16 protein-coding genes are annotated in these 16,743 nt (G+C 64.1%); 5 read left to right on the top strand and 11 right to left on the bottom strand.

Annotation, left to right across the window (positions count from 1 at the left end; genetic code table 11):
• A partial coding sequence (locus tag Q8R73_RS25360) for an adenylate/guanylate cyclase domain-containing protein (protein ID WP_305722286.1) occupies positions 1-718 on the top strand: 718 nt, incomplete at its 5' end.
• Between the two features lie 11 nt (positions 719-729).
• On the opposite strand, the gene clpS is transcribed toward Q8R73_RS25360, so the two are convergent.
• The gene (gene clpS, locus Q8R73_RS25365; RefSeq protein ID WP_305722287.1) at positions 730-1,035 is read right to left on the bottom strand and encodes an ATP-dependent Clp protease adapter ClpS; all 306 of its coding nucleotides are present in this window, start codon (positions 1,033-1,035) and stop codon (positions 730-732) included.
• A 277-nt stretch (positions 1,036-1,312) separates the two neighbouring features.
• Here clpS and Q8R73_RS25370 point away from each other — a divergent pair, with 277 nt between their 5' ends.
• Positions 1,313-2,164 (top strand): DUF1194 domain-containing protein, encoded by an 852-nt coding sequence (locus Q8R73_RS25370; RefSeq protein ID WP_305722288.1) that lies wholly within the window; start codon positions 1,313-1,315, stop codon positions 2,162-2,164.
• 79 nt (positions 2,165-2,243) lie between these two features.
• Here Q8R73_RS25370 and Q8R73_RS25375 read toward each other — a convergent pair whose 3' ends face one another.
• From Q8R73_RS25375 to Q8R73_RS25410, 8 genes are all read right to left on the bottom strand, one after another.
• Complete coding sequence (locus tag Q8R73_RS25375; RefSeq protein ID WP_305722289.1) at positions 2,244-3,482, bottom strand: class I SAM-dependent RNA methyltransferase; 1,239 nt, start codon at positions 3,480-3,482, stop codon at positions 2,244-2,246.
• The gene (locus Q8R73_RS25380) at positions 3,475-4,224 is read right to left on the bottom strand and encodes a TlyA family RNA methyltransferase (protein ID WP_305722290.1); all 750 of its coding nucleotides are present in this window, start codon (positions 4,222-4,224) and stop codon (positions 3,475-3,477) included. The genes Q8R73_RS25375 and Q8R73_RS25380 overlap by 8 nt, the downstream gene beginning before the upstream one ends.
• Positions 4,224-4,796, bottom strand: coding sequence for a nucleoside 2-deoxyribosyltransferase (locus Q8R73_RS25385; RefSeq protein ID WP_305722291.1), 573 nt, complete (start codon positions 4,794-4,796; stop codon positions 4,224-4,226). Before Q8R73_RS25385 ends, Q8R73_RS25380 begins: the two co-directional genes overlap by 1 nt.
• Before the next feature lie 89 nt (positions 4,797-4,885).
• Complete coding sequence (gene dxs, locus Q8R73_RS25390) at positions 4,886-6,811, bottom strand: 1-deoxy-D-xylulose-5-phosphate synthase (RefSeq protein WP_305722292.1); 1,926 nt, start codon at positions 6,809-6,811, stop codon at positions 4,886-4,888.
• 346 nt (positions 6,812-7,157) lie between these two features.
• Complete coding sequence (locus Q8R73_RS25395) at positions 7,158-8,456, bottom strand: hypothetical protein (protein WP_305722293.1); 1,299 nt, start codon at positions 8,454-8,456, stop codon at positions 7,158-7,160.
• A gap of 175 nt (positions 8,457-8,631) precedes the next feature.
• Complete coding sequence (locus Q8R73_RS25400; RefSeq protein ID WP_305722317.1) at positions 8,632-8,883, bottom strand: exodeoxyribonuclease VII small subunit; 252 nt, start codon at positions 8,881-8,883, stop codon at positions 8,632-8,634.
• Positions 8,884-8,982: 99 nt separating this feature from the next.
• Positions 8,983-9,912: a histone deacetylase family protein gene (locus Q8R73_RS25405; RefSeq protein WP_305722294.1), complete on the bottom strand. Its 930-nt coding sequence runs from the start codon at positions 9,910-9,912 to the stop codon at positions 8,983-8,985.
• A gap of 98 nt (positions 9,913-10,010) precedes the next feature.
• The gene (locus Q8R73_RS25410) at positions 10,011-11,681 is read right to left on the bottom strand and encodes a bifunctional UDP-sugar hydrolase/5'-nucleotidase (RefSeq protein WP_305722295.1); all 1,671 of its coding nucleotides are present in this window, start codon (positions 11,679-11,681) and stop codon (positions 10,011-10,013) included.
• A 123-nt stretch (positions 11,682-11,804) separates the two neighbouring features.
• Here Q8R73_RS25410 and Q8R73_RS25415 point away from each other — a divergent pair, with 123 nt between their 5' ends.
• Both Q8R73_RS25415 and Q8R73_RS25420 read left to right on the top strand, forming a co-directional pair.
• Positions 11,805-12,746 (top strand): ring-cleaving dioxygenase, encoded by a 942-nt coding sequence (locus Q8R73_RS25415; protein WP_305722296.1) that lies wholly within the window; start codon positions 11,805-11,807, stop codon positions 12,744-12,746.
• 24 nt (positions 12,747-12,770) lie between these two features.
• Complete coding sequence (locus Q8R73_RS25420) at positions 12,771-13,061, top strand: DUF1330 domain-containing protein (protein ID WP_305722297.1); 291 nt, start codon at positions 12,771-12,773, stop codon at positions 13,059-13,061.
• Between the two features lie 18 nt (positions 13,062-13,079).
• Here the strand turns inward: Q8R73_RS25420 and Q8R73_RS25425 are convergent, their stop codons facing one another.
• Both Q8R73_RS25425 and Q8R73_RS25430 read right to left on the bottom strand, forming a co-directional pair.
• Positions 13,080-13,553 (bottom strand): VOC family protein, encoded by a 474-nt coding sequence (locus Q8R73_RS25425; RefSeq protein ID WP_305722318.1) that lies wholly within the window; start codon positions 13,551-13,553, stop codon positions 13,080-13,082.
• Positions 13,554-13,788: 235 nt separating this feature from the next.
• Positions 13,789-15,588, bottom strand: coding sequence for an adenylate/guanylate cyclase domain-containing protein (locus Q8R73_RS25430; protein ID WP_305722298.1), 1,800 nt, complete (start codon positions 15,586-15,588; stop codon positions 13,789-13,791).
• Between the two features lie 524 nt (positions 15,589-16,112).
• Between Q8R73_RS25430 and Q8R73_RS25435 the strand changes: the two genes are divergently transcribed.
• Positions 16,113-16,268 (top strand): hypothetical protein, encoded by a 156-nt coding sequence (locus Q8R73_RS25435; protein WP_305722299.1) that lies wholly within the window; start codon positions 16,113-16,115, stop codon positions 16,266-16,268.
• The last annotated feature ends 475 nt before the right edge of the window (positions 16,269-16,743 follow it).

The following is a 16,743-nucleotide window of genomic DNA, read 5'->3' on the forward strand; positions in this document are numbered from 1 at the left end:
CGCGCTACGCGCGCTGGTGCCGGCGCTGGCGCGGGTCATCGAGATCATCCAGTGGCGCCGCACCTCGTCGCTGCTGCTCGACACCTATGTCGGCAACCGCGCCGGCGAACGGATCCTGAGGGGCCAGATCAGGCGAGGCCATACCGACACCATGGATGCCGCGATCTGGCTGTCCGATCTGCGCGGGTTTACCGCACTGTCGGACCGGCTGCCGGCGGAGACCGTGGTGGATATCCTGAACGGCTATTTCGACTGCCAGGTGGCGGCTATCAGGGACCATGGCGGCGAGGTACTGAAATTCATGGGCGACGGGCTGCTCGCGGTGTTTCCGATCGACGAATATGTCGGCGATGTCAGCCAGGTTTGCGGCCACGTGCTGGAAGCCGCGCGCGAATCCCGCGCCAGCGTCGAGGCGATGCACTATCCGGTCGGCGAGACCGTCGAGCGCTTCCGCTTCGGCGTCGCCCTGCATGTCGGCCGGATTCTGTACGGCAATATCGGCGGCGGCAACCGGCTCGACTTCACCTGCATCGGTCCCGCCGTCAATCTGGCGGCGAGGCTGGAAAAGATCGCCGGCAAGCTTAACCGCACCGTGGTGGCCTCGGCCGGCTTCGCCGGGATCTGCGCCGGCGGCTGGGACGATCTCGGCGAGTTTCCGATCGCGGGGTTTTCGAAAGCCGAGCGGGTCTACGGCCTGCTGGATGAGACGACGGCATAACGGGCGCGCTGCTACTCCTCGGGCTCCGTCGTGAACAGCAGCGGATAGCCCTTGGCGCGGCCGGCATCGGTGGCGCGCGTTGCCTTGGTCTCGGCGACGTCCTTGGTGAAGACGGCGACCACGCAGACGCCGCGCCGGTGTGCCGTGATCATGACCTTGTGGGCCTGATCCTCGGTCATGCGGAACTCGGCCTTCAGCACCGTGACGACGAACTCGCGCGGCGTGAAATCGTCGTTGACCAGGATGACCTTGTGCAGCCGCGGCCGCTCGGTCGTGGTCTTGACCCTGGTCTTTGGCTTGACGACGGTATCGATCATTCGCCCTGCGCTCCTGACGGCAGCGCGCCGCGATCAGCAGCCGCGGCACTCCGAAAGGCGCGGATCGCCGCGACTGCCGGCCGTCTCGATCAGTTTACAGGCTCCCGGCAGGTTCTGGAACCGGGCATGTGCCGACGGCAGGGGCCGCCCAACCGAAAATCCCCGGCAGATTGAGGCAGTCATGCGGCTAACCTGAAAGTGTAGGGACAATTCATGTTCCCGCTTTTCGCGATGCAGTTTGCGTGTCACCATCCTCGCTGACGACGGGAGGCCGCTGATGCGCTGGTATGTCTCGATCGGGGCGGTGCTTGTCGCAGGCGCCATGGCCGGAGGTGACGTGGCGGGAATCGCCGCGCCGAACCCCAGCAACCAGTTCGGCCTTCAATTGGCCGGCAAGGAGGCCGACCCTTCGGTCGATGTCGAACTGGTGCTCGCGGTCGATGTTTCCTATTCGATGGATCTGGACGAACTCGCGCTTCAGCGCGAAGGCTACGCACAGGCCATCACCTCCAGGGAGTTCCTGCAGGCGCTGAAGGGCGGCCCGAACGGCAGGATTTCCGTGACCTATTTCGAATGGGCCGCATCCGGCGACCAGAAGCTCATCATTCCCTGGCGGGTGATCGACGGCCCCGAAACCGCCGATGCCGTCGCCAACGAAATTCTGAAGACGCCGATCCGCCGGGCATCGCGCACCTCGATCTCGGGGGCGATCAATTTCGGCATGGCGCTGATCGACGAGAACCCGCGCCGCGGGATCAGGCGCGTGATCGACATTTCCGGCGATGGTGCCAACAACAACGGCTCGCCTGTCACGCTCGCGCGCGATGCCGCCGTCGAGAAGGGCGTCGTCATCAACGGCCTCCCGATCATGGTGAAGGAGCTTTCCTATTCGACGATGGACATCGGCAACCTGGATTTCTACTACGAGGACTGCGTCATCGGCGGTCCGGGCTCCTTCGTGGTGGCGATCAAGGAACGCGACAGGTTCAAGGAGGCGATCCGCACCAAACTGGTGCTCGAGGTCGCCGGCCGCACGCCCGAGCGCCCGGTCGTCCCGGTGGCGGCCAGTGAGCCGCGGGTGAACTGCCTGGTCGGCGAGCGGATCTGGCAGGAGAGGTGGGGAAGGTAGAGGGATGGCTGCCCTGCAGGGCCGATGGTTTTCTTAGCTTGTCCCTGAGGGGCGCTCCAGGGGTCGGTGACCAAGACTGCTATCGCCTGAACCTTGCCACCAGTTCGACATGCGGCGTATGGCGGAACTGGTCCACCGGTGTCACGCTTTCGATCCTGTAGCCGCCGTCGATCAGGATCCGCGCGTCGCGCGCGAAGGTCACGACGTTGCAGGACACGGCGATCACCAGGGGTATCTTGCTGGCGGCGAGTTGTTTGACCTGCGCCTCCGCGCCCTGCCGCGGCGGATCGAACACGATGGTGTCGTAGTCGCGTAGCTCCTGCGGCACCAGCGGACGCCGGAACAGGTCGCGCGCCTCGGCCTTGACCGGTTTCAGCCCCGACGTCGAGGTCGCCGCCTTCTGCAACGCCGTCACTGCGCCGGCGTCGCTGTCGAAAGCCGTGACCCGCGATTTCGCCGCCAGTCTCAAGGCAAAAGGCCCGACCCCGCAGAACAGGTCGGCGATGTGTTTCGAGCGCTGGCAATGCTGCGATACCAGCGCCGCCAGCGTCTCCTCGCCGGCGACGGTGGCCTGCAGGAACGAGCCCGGCGGCAGGATCACCTGTGCCGCGCCCATCGTGACGGTCGGCGGTGTGCGCATCAGCACCAGTTCGCCGTGCCGTGTCAGCCGCGCCAGCCGGTGCCGTTCGGCGAGGCGCGACAGCGTGCCGATCAGCGCCGGCGGCAACGGGCCCGAGCCGCGCACGTCGACGTCGAGCCCGACGTCGGTGGCGGTGGCCTGGATGTCGAGCGGTTTTCCGATCACGATCAATGGCTCGGCCAGCGCCCAGGCGGCATCGAGCGCGCCGCCGAGGCCGGGATCGAGGATGGGACAGCGGTCGACCGGAATGATGTCGTGCAGGCCTGCCGCGCTGAAACCGACCTTGAGCACCTCGTGGGTGCCCATCCTGGCATGCAGCGTGATCCGGCGGCGGCCGAGTCCATGGGCGTCGACCAGCGCCTCCACTTCACAATCGATCTTCGCCCGCGCGAGCGTCTCGACCACGATGTCGCGTTTCCAGTTGCGGTAGGATTCGGCGTCCCAATGCTGGATCGCGCATCCGCCGCAGATGCCGAAATGCGGACAGAACGGCGCGATCCGCTGCGGGCTCGCGGCCTCGACCTGCAGCAGGCGACGGCGGTCGGGGTGGCGTGGCACCGGTGCGACCTCGACGGTTTCGCCTGGTAACGCATACGGCACGTAGACGGTCATTCCGCCGGCAGTCGCGACGCCGTCGCCGTGAAAACCGACGTGATCGATGGTGAGGTGTTCAGCCACGGCGCGCGCCGAGAAAGAATTCGATGTTGCCGTCGCCGCCGGCGATCGACGACGGAAACACCTGGATGTCGGTACACCCCAGCGACGCGGCAAACGCCGTGATCTCGTCGCAGACTTCCTGGTGCACCATGGCATTGCGGATGATGCCGCGCCTGGAATGTTTTCGCGGCGCCTCGAATTGAGGCTTGATCAGCGCCAGCAGGTGCATGGGCGCCGCGGCCAGCGACAGCGCCACCGGCAGCACCGCCTTCAGCGAGATGAAACTGACGTCGATCACGACGATATCGGGGCGCGCGGGCAGGCGCTTGCCCTCGAAGGTACGGATATCGGTCTCCTCCATCGAGACGATCCTGGGATGGCCGCGCAGCGAGGGATGCAATTGCTCGCGGCCGACGTCGACTGCAAACACCAGGCTGGCTCCGTTCGCCAGCAACACTTCCGTAAAGCCGCCGGTCGATGCGCCGACGTCGAGACAGACGTGATCCTCGATTTCGACGGGATACAGTTCGAGCGCGCCCGCCAGCTTGACGCCGCCGCGCGAGACGAAGGGGTGCGCGGGCTGCGCCTCGATCACCGCGTCGGCGGCAATGCCTTCGGATGCTTTCCGGACCTGCCTGTTGTCGGCGGTGACGAGGCCCGCTTCGATCGCGGCCTGCGCCCGCGCCCGGCTTTCGAACAGGCCGCGCTCGACCAGCAGCATGTCCGCGCGCTTGCGGGGAGGGGGAGGGCCCTGCCTGGTCATCAACTCATGCCCGCGCCGGCGGTGCCGAGCCGCCCCGCAGCCATGCGCACGCATGTCTCGAAGGCGGCCAGGTCATGCCAGCGATCTGCGGCCGCCTGTCGTGGCGTCACCAGCGCGCAGCCGTGCAGGTCGAGCGCATGAATCATCATCAGGTTGTCGCTCAGCCCGAAATCCTCGACGGTCAGGCCGTCGGTATCGACCAGGCGGCCATCCTGCCGTTCCACTGTGGTGAATTTGCGCACACGGTCGGCGTAGGGCGCCGGATCGTTGCAATAGCCGAGGCAGAGCTTTCCGCGTCCCGCCATGAAGCCCAGTTCGTATACCGTGCCGGCATCCGCGCCGGGGCCGCGAAACGGCGTGAGATTGGCGATGATGGCACAGGCCTCGATCATCATGGCCTCGTTGCTCCTGAATATCCCGAGCGAGGCATCGCGGGTCGTCAGGTCGATGGCGTTATCCAGCGGATAGAGTCCGATCAGGCCGTGCCGGGCGCAGATTTCGGCCTTGCGCCTGCCGATCTCGACGGCATCCGGCAGGAACACATCGGGACCTGCCAGATAGATTTTTGTCATTCCGGGATGCGCCTCTTGGCGCAGACCCGGAATCTCGAGATTCCGGGTTCGCTCGTTTCACACGCGCCCCGGAATGACATCGAGTCAGGTCAGGCCAGCTTGACCGTTTCCGCCTTGAAATCCTTGCCGAGCGCCTCGAACACCTTGGCGACGATGCCCTTGGCGTCGAGGCCGGCGCGGGCGTACATCGCATTCGGCGAATCATGGTCCATGAACTCGTCGGGCAGCACCATGGCGCGCATCCGCAGGCCGCCATCGAGCATGCCGTGGTCCGACAGCGTCTGCATGACATGGGAGCCGAAGCCGCCGATCGAGCCTTCCTCGATGGTGAGCAGCACTTCGTGTTCGCGCGCCAGTTTCAGGATCATGTCGAGATCGAGCGGCTTCATGAAGCGGGCGTCGGCGATCGTGGTGGAGAGGCCGAGCGCCGCCAGTTCGTCGGCGGCCTTTTCGCATTCGGCCAGACGGGTGCCGAACGACAACAGGGCGATCTTGCTGCCCTCGCGCACGATGCGGCCCTTGCCGATCTCCAGGGGAACGCCGAATTCGGGCATCTCGACGCCGCGGCCTTCGCCGCGCGGATAACGCACCGCGCTCGGACGGTCGTTGATCGCGACCTGGGTCGCCACCATGTGCACCAGTTCGGCCTCGTCGGAAGCCGCCATGATGACGAAATTGGGCAGGCAGCCGAGATAGGCGTTGTCGAACGATCCGGCGTGGGTGGCGCCGTCGGCGCCGACCAGGCCGGCACGGTCGATCGCGAAGCGGACCGGCAGGCTCTGGATCGCCACGTCGTGGACGATCTGGTCATAGCCCCGCTGCAGGAAGGTCGAGTAGATCGCGCAGAACGGCTTGTAGCCCTCGGTGGCGAGACCTGCGGCGAAGGTCACGGCATGCTGTTCGGCAATGCCGACGTCGAATGTACGGTCGGGGAAGGCCTTGTTGAAGATGTCGATGCCGGTGCCCGACGGCATTGCCGCGGTGATGCCGACGATCTTGTCGTCCTTCTGCGCTTCCTTGACGAGGCTCTGTCCGAATACGTTCTGATAGGCGGGCGCGTTCGGCTTGGCCTTGGCCTGCGCGCCGGTGGCGATGTCGAACTTGACGACGGCGTGATATTTGTCGGCGGAGGCTTCCGCCGGACCGTAGCCCTTGCCCTTCTGGGTCACGACATGGACCAGGATCGGGCCGGTCTCCATGTCGCGGACGTTCTTCAGCACCGGCAGCAAATGATCGAGGTTGTGGCCGTCGATCGGGCCGACATAGTAGAAGCCGAGCTCCTCGAACAGCGTGCCGCCGTCCATCATGAAGCCGCGGGAATATTCCTCGACGCGGCTGGCGCGGTTGGCGATGATTTTCGGCAAATGCGTGCCGAGTTGCTTGGCGGCCTCGCGCAGCGTCCGGTAGGTCTTGCCCGAATACAGCCGCGACAGATAGGCCGACATCGCGCCGACCGGCGGTGCGATCGACATGTCGTTGTCGTTGAGAATGACGATCAGCCGGGAATTCATCGCGCCGGCATTGTTCATCGCTTCATAGGCCATGCCCGCGGACATCGCGCCGTCGCCGATCACGGCGATCACGTTGTTCTTGCCGCCGGCGAGGTCGCGAGCCACGGCCATGCCCAGTCCGGCAGAAATCGAGGTCGAGGAGTGGGCGGCGCCGAACGGGTCGTAGTCACTCTCGGTGCGCTTGGTGAAGCCGCTCAATCCGCCGCCGGTACGCAGGGTGCGGATGCGGTCGCGGCGGCCGGTCAGGATCTTGTGCGGATAGGCCTGGTGGCCGACGTCCCAGATCAGACGGTCGCGCGGGGTATCGAAGGTGTAATGGATCGCCGTGGTCAGTTCGACGACGCCGAGGCCCGCGCCGAAATGTCCGCCGGTGACCGAGACGGCGTCGATGGTTTCCTGGCGCAGTTCGTCGGCGACCTGCCGCACTTGCTCCACCTTGAGCCGGCGCAGATCGTCCGGAGTGTGGATCGTGTCGAGAAGCGGCGTTTTGCTGAATGTGGTCACGGCGATATTCCAATTTTGCAGGTCGGGAAAAACCGCCCGACGTGAGATGGGTTGCGCAACATTGGCGCAGCGAAAACCAGGGCGCCGAATGCTACCTGAGCAGGCCGACGCCTCTAGAGAGAGCTTAGTCGCGCTCCGGATCGGTCAATGTGATCTGCATCACTTTTGGCGGCTTCGCCCTTCCCAGTCAATTTTGTCAGCTGTTTGAAGCGCTTAACTTGCCGAAAATTCGGGGCAGGATGCCTTCAATAGCCCATAGAACTCCAAGCTTTACACCAAAGCGGCGGTCAAAGCCAACCCGCCGGGGTGTTGACCCGCACCAGGGTTAAGAGCGGGGGCTCGCTTTTCAGCCGCGGCGCCGCGCTGAAGGTTCCATCGTGCTCAATTCTGCGACACCCGCATGGCCGGTGTCGGCGGATTCGAGCCGTTTCCAGGCCCATTCCCGGGCGTTGGCGTCGCCGGTCGCGATCGCCAGCGCCTCCCCGGGGCGAGCCACACGCTCGCGGAGCGGGATCGGTCCGCAGACGATCATGAAAAAATCATAGGCATGCGGCTGCTCATTGGCCATCACGAACTGGAAATGGACCCGGAAGAACTGCCAGCGGAACAGGTTGTAGTGCTCCGGCTTGATGATTTCGCGGAACCGGACCGGCACGATAATAGGGTTGCGCTTGGCGCTGCCGACGTCGATGCCGTGGCCGGCAACCGGATCGAACGGAAAGAAATTCATCACGTCCTTGCGCGACTGGCAGTCGATCCAGTCGATCGAAGGCTCCGCCGCCAGCAGGCGAAGGTCGTCGCGGAAATCCTGCGACGCCGCATGAAAACCGACGATCGGGAAATTGCCGCCGATGGTCAGAAGCACGATGCGCGGGCCGTGCCGTCCGAGATCGGGGTCGAGGCGGAGCGCGCGCGCGAGCAGTTCGGTCCCCAGAAACGATCCGGAACTGTGGCCGACCACCACGATTTCCTCGGCATCGCTGGTGCGCGCGATGTTGACGAGATATTGCGCGAAGCGGTCGATCCGGGCGTCCCACTCCGGCCGCTGGCGATGCGAAAATTCCCACGTCCAGATCGTGTCGGACAGCAGATAGAGCAGATAGGTGGAGTTTTCGGTGTATTTCAGCACCGAGCCCAGGATGGCGACGAACAGTGCCGCCGCGGCGGCGATAGCGAACGGGTCGGGAACGCCGAGGGCCTGCAACCCCCTGGCGAAGCCGTAGGCGATGCCGGCCGAGGCCAGCGCCTCCAGAAACAGCAGGAAATGCGGATAGGTGATGAAGGTCGCGAACCGCCAATGCGCCCGCCAGAAGCGCGCGATCGTGCCGCGGAACACCAGCCGCCAGTAGATCCACATGGCGTGAAACACCGTGCTCCAGATCGGCGCGGCAAGGTCACGCTGGATCAGGTCCTCGAACCGCAGGAAATCGTAAGCGGTGCGGGTCTGCCAGTCGCCGGCCCTGGTCTCGATCGACCACGACGCGATTTCGCCGTCAGGCGAGGTCTGCGGGCGGCTGATGGTGGCGTTGAGCTGATAGAGCCGGCCGAACTTGCGCAGTTCGGTCCTGAACATGCGGTAATACTGCGCGAGCCCGCGCGGATCGTATCCCTGCACATAGATGATATGGCGGTGCTGAACGCGCACTTAACGATAATCCCCGGACTGTTGGCCGGACTATATCAGGCCGCTCAACGCGCCAAGAACTAATTCCGCGCCAATTCAGCCCTCTCCGGGGTCGCTTGCCGGCGAATTCGCCTAATGTTCTCACCTGTTGCCGGGGAGCGACGGCAGCGAGGTCGATCCGGCCGGGCAGCCGGCCTCACTGCACGTCGAGCGGCTCGGTACCGGTGACCTGGCCGCTGGAATCGGTGGTGATCTTGTCGACGCGCGCCTCGGCCTGCCGCAGCAGCTCCTCGCAGCGCCGTTTCAGGGCCTCGCCGCGCTCATAGATGGCCACCGATTCCTCCAGCGGCACCTTGCCGTCCTCGAGCCGCTTGACGATCGATTCGAGCTCCTCGATGGCGCGTTCGAAGCTCAGCTTCTTGACGTCCGCCCGGGCATTTTCCTGCACGTTGACTTGGGTGTTCTCGGCCATGTTGCGTATCCCGGGTGCGCCGCTTCGCGAAGCGCGGAGTCAAATGTATCTATGCGGACGTATTGTGGCGGGAATTCACGCGCCCATCAATGCGGTGACGTGCGCGGCCACCGACTCTTGCAGGCCCTGCAGATCGTAGCCGCCCTCGAGCACCGAGACGATGCGGCCGCCGGCGCTGGAATCGGCCACGTCCATCAATTGGCGCGTGACCCAGCCGAAATCCTCCGCCTGCAGATTGAGCGACGCCAGCGGATCCCTGAAATGCGCATCGAAGCCGGCCGAGACGATGATCAGCTCGGGCGAAAATTTGCGCAGTTGCGGCAGGATCACGTTTTCAAACGCGGCGCGGAATTTGGCGCTGCCGTCTTCCGAAGCGAGCGGCGCGTTGACGATGGTGTCGTGGTCGCCGCGCTCGCCGCTGGCGCCGGTGCCGGGAAACAGCGGCATCTGGTGCGTCGAGCAGTACATCACGGTCGGGTCGGCCCAGAAGATATCCTGGGTGCCGTTGCCGTGATGCACGTCGAAATCGACCACCGCGGCGCGGGCGATGCCGTATTTGCGCTGGGCGTGGCGCGCGGCGATCGCCGCGTTGTCGAAGAAGCAGAAGCCCATCGGCTTGTTGATTTCGGCATGATGTCCCGGCGGGCGGATCGCGACGAACGCGTTGTCGTGGGTGCCCGCCATCACGGCATCGGTGGCGCTGACCGCGCCGCCGACGCCGCGCATCACCGCCTCCCAGGTGCCCGGCGACATCGAGGTGTCGCCGTCGATATAGATCAGGCCGCTCGATGGCGCGATATGGCGGAGCTCCCCGACATAGTGCTCGCCATGGCATAGCGTGACCGAATCGAGGCTGCCCTCCGGCGCCTCGCCGCGCACCAGCGCGTTGAAGCGATCCTGCCCGAGCACCTCGCTTACCGCGCGCAGCCGGTCGGCGCGTTCCGGATGGCCCGGCGGCGTGGCATGGTCGAGACAGGCCGAATGGGTCAGCAGCAATGTGGTCATGCGATATCCTGGCGCGGCAGGCGCGCTGCGAGAAGCGGCTAATCTAGGCGGTCGGTGCCGCCCGGGAAAGGGCAGGGGCCGCCTATATCGCCGGCATTTCAGTTCATTCGCATAATGCGATTTCCCGGGGAAGGCGCGATCGGACTGTTGGCCCTGAAATAGGCATACAGCGCGTCGACGTCGTAGACGCCGACCTGCGGCGCGATCCCGTCGGTGAACACGGTAAATCCGTCGCCCCCGCCGGCCAGAAAATTATTCACCGTGACGCGATAGCTGCTCGCGGGATCGATGCGCGCGCCGTGCAGCGACATTCCATCGGCAGCCACGCGGTCGCCGATCGGCCGGGCGGCGTCCCAGCTGTAGCTGAACCCCGCCGAGACCTGCAGGATCCGCGGCCGCTTCGGGTCGAGCCACTGCTGTTCGAGCATGGCCTTGATCTGCATTCCCGTCAACGTCAGCGTCACCAGCTGGTTGCGGAACGGCTGGCTGGCGAACACGTCGGCATAGGTGACGCCACCCTCGTCGTTCCGGATGATGTCGTTGCGGATGCCGCCCGGATTGGTGAAGGCGATCACCGCGCCGCCGTTGACCTCGGCCCGGGTCGCGGCCAGCTGGGCATCGGCGATGATGTCGCCGAGCACGCTCTCGCCTGATGCGTTGGGCATGCGCGACAGCGTTTCGGTGATCGACCCCGCCGGCCGGCTGGCGATCGGCGCGGCCAGCCGGTTGTAGGATTCGAGCAGGGCGGTCTGGTCCGGGTCCCTGGCAAAGGCGTCGGTGCGGACGATGACATTGTCGGCGCCGGCGCTGATGACGTCGCGGGTGGCGGGATCGAGCTTGAGATCGATCGCGGTGACGATGGTCCCGTATTTGTCGGCCGACGTGACCAGCCGGCCGTCGATGTCGCAGACATAGGGCCGATGGGTATGGCCGGTGACCACCACATCGACCGCGCGGTCGAATTTCCTGACGATGTCGACGATCGGTCCGGATATGCCGGGGCACTCATTATAGTCGCCGGTCGGGAATCCGCCTTCATGGATCAGCACCACGATGGCCTCGACACCACGCGCCTTCAATTCGGGCAGCAGCGCGTTGACGGTGTCGGCCTCGTCCCTGAATTCCAGGCCGGCGACGCCTGTTGGCGCGACCAGGTTCGGCGTGCCTTTCAGGGTCAGGCCGATGAAAGCCACGGGAATGCCGCCGAACTCCCGGATCGCGTAGGCGGGAAGCAGGGTCTTGCCGGTGCTCTTCTCGAAGGTGCTGGCCGCGAGATAACGGAATTTGGCGCCGAGAAACGGATGCGGCCCCCGGCATCCGTCGATCGGATGGCAGCCGCCGTTCTGCATCCGCAGCAGTTCGTCCTTGCCCTCGTCGAATTCGTGATTGCCGACGGCGGCCACCGCGAGCCCCATCATGTCGAGGGATTCGATGGTGGGCTCGTCGTGAAACATCGCCGACAGGAACGGGCTGGCGCCGATCAGGTCGCCGGCGGCGACGAAGATCGTGTTCCCGTGTCCGTCGCGCAGCTGCCTGACCGCGGTGGCCACGTGCTCGGCGCCGCCCGCCTCCACCGTGATCTTTCTGGTCTTGTCGGCGGGATCGTCGATCCGGATGCCGCCCGGTGGCGGCTGCAGATAGCCGTGGAAATCATTGAGGGCGAGAATCCGCAATTCGACCGGTGCTGCTGGTGTTGACGCGCGCGAGTCCGGGCCGGGCGTCAACGCCAGCATGACGGCGCCAAGGATCAGCCGGGGAGAAAGTCTCATGAGATACCTGAACAAGGTGGCGCCGCGTGGCGGGTGTCGCGCGCGCACCCTACATGATGCCGGCGACGCCCAAAACCGGCCGGGCCGGTCTGGGCGCGACCGAACGACGCGCGAGGAAAAGCAATGCAACTGACTGGAATTCATCACCTGACGGCGATTTCGGCGAAACCGCGCGAAAACCTGGCGTTCTATACCGGCCTGCTCGGCATGCGGCTGGTCAAGAAGACCGTCAACCAGGACGATGTCAGCGCCTATCACCTGTTTTATGCCGACGGGAAGGCCAATCCCGGCACCGACCTCACCTTCTTCGATTTTCCGGCGGCGCCGGAGCGGCGCGGAGCCAACAGCATTTCCCGCACCGGATTGCGGGTCGCCGGCGAACCAAGTCTCGGCTATTGGCGCGACCGGCTGAAGCAGGCCGGCGCCGACACCAGCGATGTCCTTGAAGTCGACGGCCGGCTGACGCTGCTGTTCGAGGACGGCGAAGGCCAGCGGCTGGTGCTGGTCGATGACGGCGGCGAAGGAACGGCGGCGCCGTGGGAGCGTAGCGCCGTGCCGGCGGAGCATCAGATTCGCGGTCTCGGTCCGATCGTGCTCACGGTGCGGGATCTGGCGGCCATCGAGCAGGTCCTGGTCGGCACGATGAACATGCGCCGCGCGCGCGACTATGCCGCGCACGGGGCGCATGTTCACGTGTTCGCAATGGGCGGGGGCGGCCCGGCCGCCGAGTTGCATGTGATCGAGGACAAGGATTCGCCGATGGCGCGGCAAGGTGCGGGCGGTGTGCATCACGTCGCGTTCCGCACGCCGGACGAAGCGCAATATCACGGCTGGACGCAGCGATTGTCCGAACTGGGCATCCGCCACTCCGGCGAGATCGACCGCTTCTATTTCCGCAGCCTGTATTTCCGCGAGCCCAACGGCATCCTGTTCGAGATCGCCACCGACGGGCCGGGCTTTGCGACCGACGAGCCGATGGCGAGCCTCGGCGAGAAGCTGGCGCTGCCGCCGTTCCTGGAACCGCGGCGGACGGAGATCGAGGCGGGGTTGAAGCCGATTGAGTAGGTGAGGGGTTTAACGGGCTAACGAATGAAAGCGTATCTGGTGCTCGACTTCTCGATAAGTGATTTCGATGGTTTCAGAAAATACATCGCTGAAATCCCTGCCTTCATCGCAAAGCATTCGGGGAAGTACATCGTTCGAGGGGGCGAGCCGACGATCATTGAAGGTGACTGGAAGCCCGAGCGCATGGTGATCCTGGAGTTTCCGGAACGCGAAAAGGCCGAAGCCTTTCTGGGCGATCCGGAAATCCAGGACCTGTTCAAGGTGCGCCACGATACGACGACGAGCAAGCTGGTGCTTGTCGACAGATGCACGTAACCGGGCTGCTTTGCAGGCTCAGCCGCGCCGAGCGGCCTCGATTGTGGCGACATCGATCTTTTTCATCTCCATCATCGCCTGGAAGGCGCGCTTGGCTTCGGCGCCGCCGGCGGCGAGCGCGTCGGTCAGCACCCGCGGCGTGATCTGCCAGGACAGGCCCCATTTATCCTTGCACCAGCCGCACGCGCTCTCCTGGCCGCCGTTGCCGACGATCGCGTTCCAGTAGCGATCGGTTTCTTCCTGGTCGTCGGTCGAGATCTGAAAGGAGAACGCTTCACTGTGCTTGAAAGCGGGACCGCCATTGAGGCCGAGGCACGCAACGCCGGCAACCGTGAATTCCACCGTCAACACATCCCCCTGCTTGCCGCCGGGGAAATCGCTTGGGGCGCGATAAACGGCAGCGACCGCACTGTCCGGAAAAGTTTTGGCGTAGAAGTGCGCCGCAGCCTCTACGTCCTTGTCGTACCAGAGGCAGATCGTATTCTTGGCCATGGCTTGTCCACTCCGATTGCAGTTATTACAGGTCAGTTCATTCAAGACGATTGGCGCCCGGTCCATCCTACAAGCCGCCGACATTTTTTTTGGGATCATTGTCCTGGCTCAGGGTTGGGCAAAGGCTCTTGGGAACGCGGAGGATTGTGCCCAAAAGCTCCAAACTCGTGGTTCCCAATTTAAGGGTGACCAGAGGCCGGACTTGAGGTCAGCTAGAGCGGATCTGCAAAATCCACTACACTTGACAGAGTATCGACGTTGCCGGCTCTGGAAGTCCCATTTGGCGCCACGCTGGCATGACCCGCGCTTCCAGCAATTCGAGATAGGCCGGGGTCTGCGAATAGAAGCGAGGCTCGATCACTTCGCCGCGATAGACACTTTCGAATTGGGCCCTGGCACGCCGTGCATTGGCGAGGTCGCCGACATTCGCATAGGCCACGGCGGCGAATGCCAGATTGGCCCAGTGCCTGGGATTGATCGCGATCGATCGTTCCAGCCAGAGGATGGCGTCATGATACTGTCCCATCAACGAATAATTGAGACCCAGCATCAGGCACCAGACCCATCTCATGCGGTCCTTCGGCGATTGTGCCAGTGCCCGCTGCAGCGGATCGATCCCTGATTCCGGGCGGCCGCTCGCGAACTGCAGGTGCCCGTTCCAGGCGATGGCCTCGACCAGATTCGGATCGAGCTCCAGGGCGATCTGGTTTTCGGCCAGTGCCGCCTCGATGCGGCATTGCATCTGGCGCAGCCGTGACATCACGAAGCGGGCATAGGCGTTGTGTCGATCCAGCGGCATGGCTTTCGCCATCAGCCTGTCCGCTTCTTCGATCAATTGCGCATTGGCGTCGCTCGGCCAGCCGAATACCTGCTCGACCATGGTCACGGCACGGCCCACCAGCGCCGCCTGGTCGTCGGGGTTGATGAGCAGCACTTTCTCGAACATGGCCCGGACGTGCTGCAGGGCTTCGAGCGTGTTGGCGCGATAGTAGGCGGCGCGCGCCTGCATCACGAGGTCGGTTGCATCGGGGCTTTCGGAATTCAGGGAAAGCCTGGCCTCGGCTTCGATGAGCTGGAGATTCAACGCAATCGCCAGACGATTGACGACCTCGCGCCGGATGTTGCGGACCGCCGCCTTGTCGACCTCCATCGTATCGGCCCACAACACCGTTCCGGACAAGGCGTCCCATAGCTGGGCTGTGGTATCGATGCCCTCGTCGAAACGCTCGACCGTTCCCCGGAGGACGTAGCGCACCCCCAATTCCACGCCCAAAGCCCGGATATCGATCTCCTTGCCCTTGTAGCGGAACGCGGTGTCCCGGCCGATCACATAACTGCCCCTGATCTTTGACAGCTGGGCCGTCACCTCGTCGGTAATGCCATCGGAGAAATATTCCTGGGCCGGGTCGCCGCTGACGTTCGTGAACGGCAGGACCACGATCGAGAGCCGCACCGGCCTGGCGACGGGCCTGTCCACGGCCGGCGTCAGGTCCGGCACGGGAACGGCGGCGTCCGGGTGCAAGGCATAGGTCCTGATCGGGCGCGCGATATTCTTGAGTTTCTGTTCGCCCATGTCGGTGAAGCCGAAGTCGTCGCGAAACTGTTCGCGCACCATCGATGAGACGCAGATGCCATCGACCGGGGCCAGCGCTTCGAGCCGTGCCGCAATATTGACGCCGTCGCCGGCGATGTCGTCGCCATCGACGATGATATCGCCGACGTTGATTCCTATTCTGAACCGAATTCGGTCGGACGCGGGCTGTCCCTGCTCGAGTGCCATGACGGTGCGCTGAATATCGAGACCGCATTGCACGGCGGCGATGGCGCTGCCGAATTCGGCGAGGAATCCGTCGCCCGTGGCCCGGATCACCCTTCCGCCATATTCTTCCACTTTGAGAAAATTCACCTCTTCGCGCAGCCGGCGCAATCGCGAGAATGTCAGCGCCTCGTTGCGCTCCATCATGCGGCTGAATCCGGCGACGTCGGCAAACATGATCGCGGCGAGCCTGCGAACGGTCTGGCAATTCTGCGTCAAGTGAAGTGTCCCGATTACACGCGCAATCCGGTTATCGTTGCCGGACCCCTGCGCTAATGGAATGCCAGCACTGCATTGCTGCGATGTGATTCAAACAACAGAACGTGAGTGTCCAATCCTATTGGTCCGGACTCGATCGGATTGGTTCAAAAATGAGCGATCCGTGATGGCTCTTGATTGATAAATTGCTGTCAGCCCGGCGGGAAATCGCGTGAAAAAGGGGAAAGATCGAACTTACCCGTCAGGTAAGTCCGAAACGCTCGAAAAATTCCGCCCAGGCGTCATGAACCGACCGGCCGCCCGGCGACATGCCATTCGATCAAGGTCGTGCGGCGTTTCAAAGGCAAGCGCGCAGCGGATGGGCATAGCGAGGCGATACCATCATTCTTCGCAAAAGCGGTGCTGGGTTTCGCGAAGAGTTCAACGCATCCTGCGACAAATTAACCCGTCGGGTAAAATTTCACTTAACACGTCGGGCAAATCAACTGTAGGAGTCATGCCATCCTGTCCCCGGGGAAGGGGCGTTGGCCATCGTTACCGAACGTTGGGACAGGAGTTGCGGTGGACGCAGCGGCATCGTGCGCGCGATGGGACGGCAGGGCGGGATAAACTCCGTGAGCGGTCTTTTGAACGTGCAGACGAGCGGTGTCGAAGCGTACGGCAAAATCGTGTGGACCTGACGCCTCAATGGTCGGCGTCAAGTCTGCGGAAGGCACGTCGGCCCGACCGGGCGCGGATGAGCCGGTTTTCCGCAGGCGACGGAGGCGAGAAGAGCCCGATACTCCGGGGTGAGCGAGATAAGCCGTAAAGCCATTGCGCAGGGAATGTCGGATGTTCTCCGCTGCCCTGTATGCTCGTGTGCACCTTTTTCGCACGACTTCGCACACGAGACCGCGGGTGCAGCGCGCATCCGGCATTCCCTGCTCCCTCATTCGAGGGAGAAACGACAGGCAAGCCTCGGGCAGATCATGCCGCGAGAAGGCGGACGCGTATCTGGTGGTTAAGACCGAATTCGAGAGCGGCCACACTGTTCGCACATCTACCGTTGTCGTCCCCGCGAAGGCGGGGACCCAGTATTCCAGAGACGGTCATGTTCAATCGACAATCCGCAGCGTACCGGATGCCCCGCCGGAGCCTGTCATCGGGCTCGCCGAA

It is taken from the genome of Bradyrhizobium sp. (assembly GCF_030697065.1).
Taxonomy (GTDB): Bacteria; Pseudomonadota; Alphaproteobacteria; order Rhizobiales; family Xanthobacteraceae; genus Bradyrhizobium.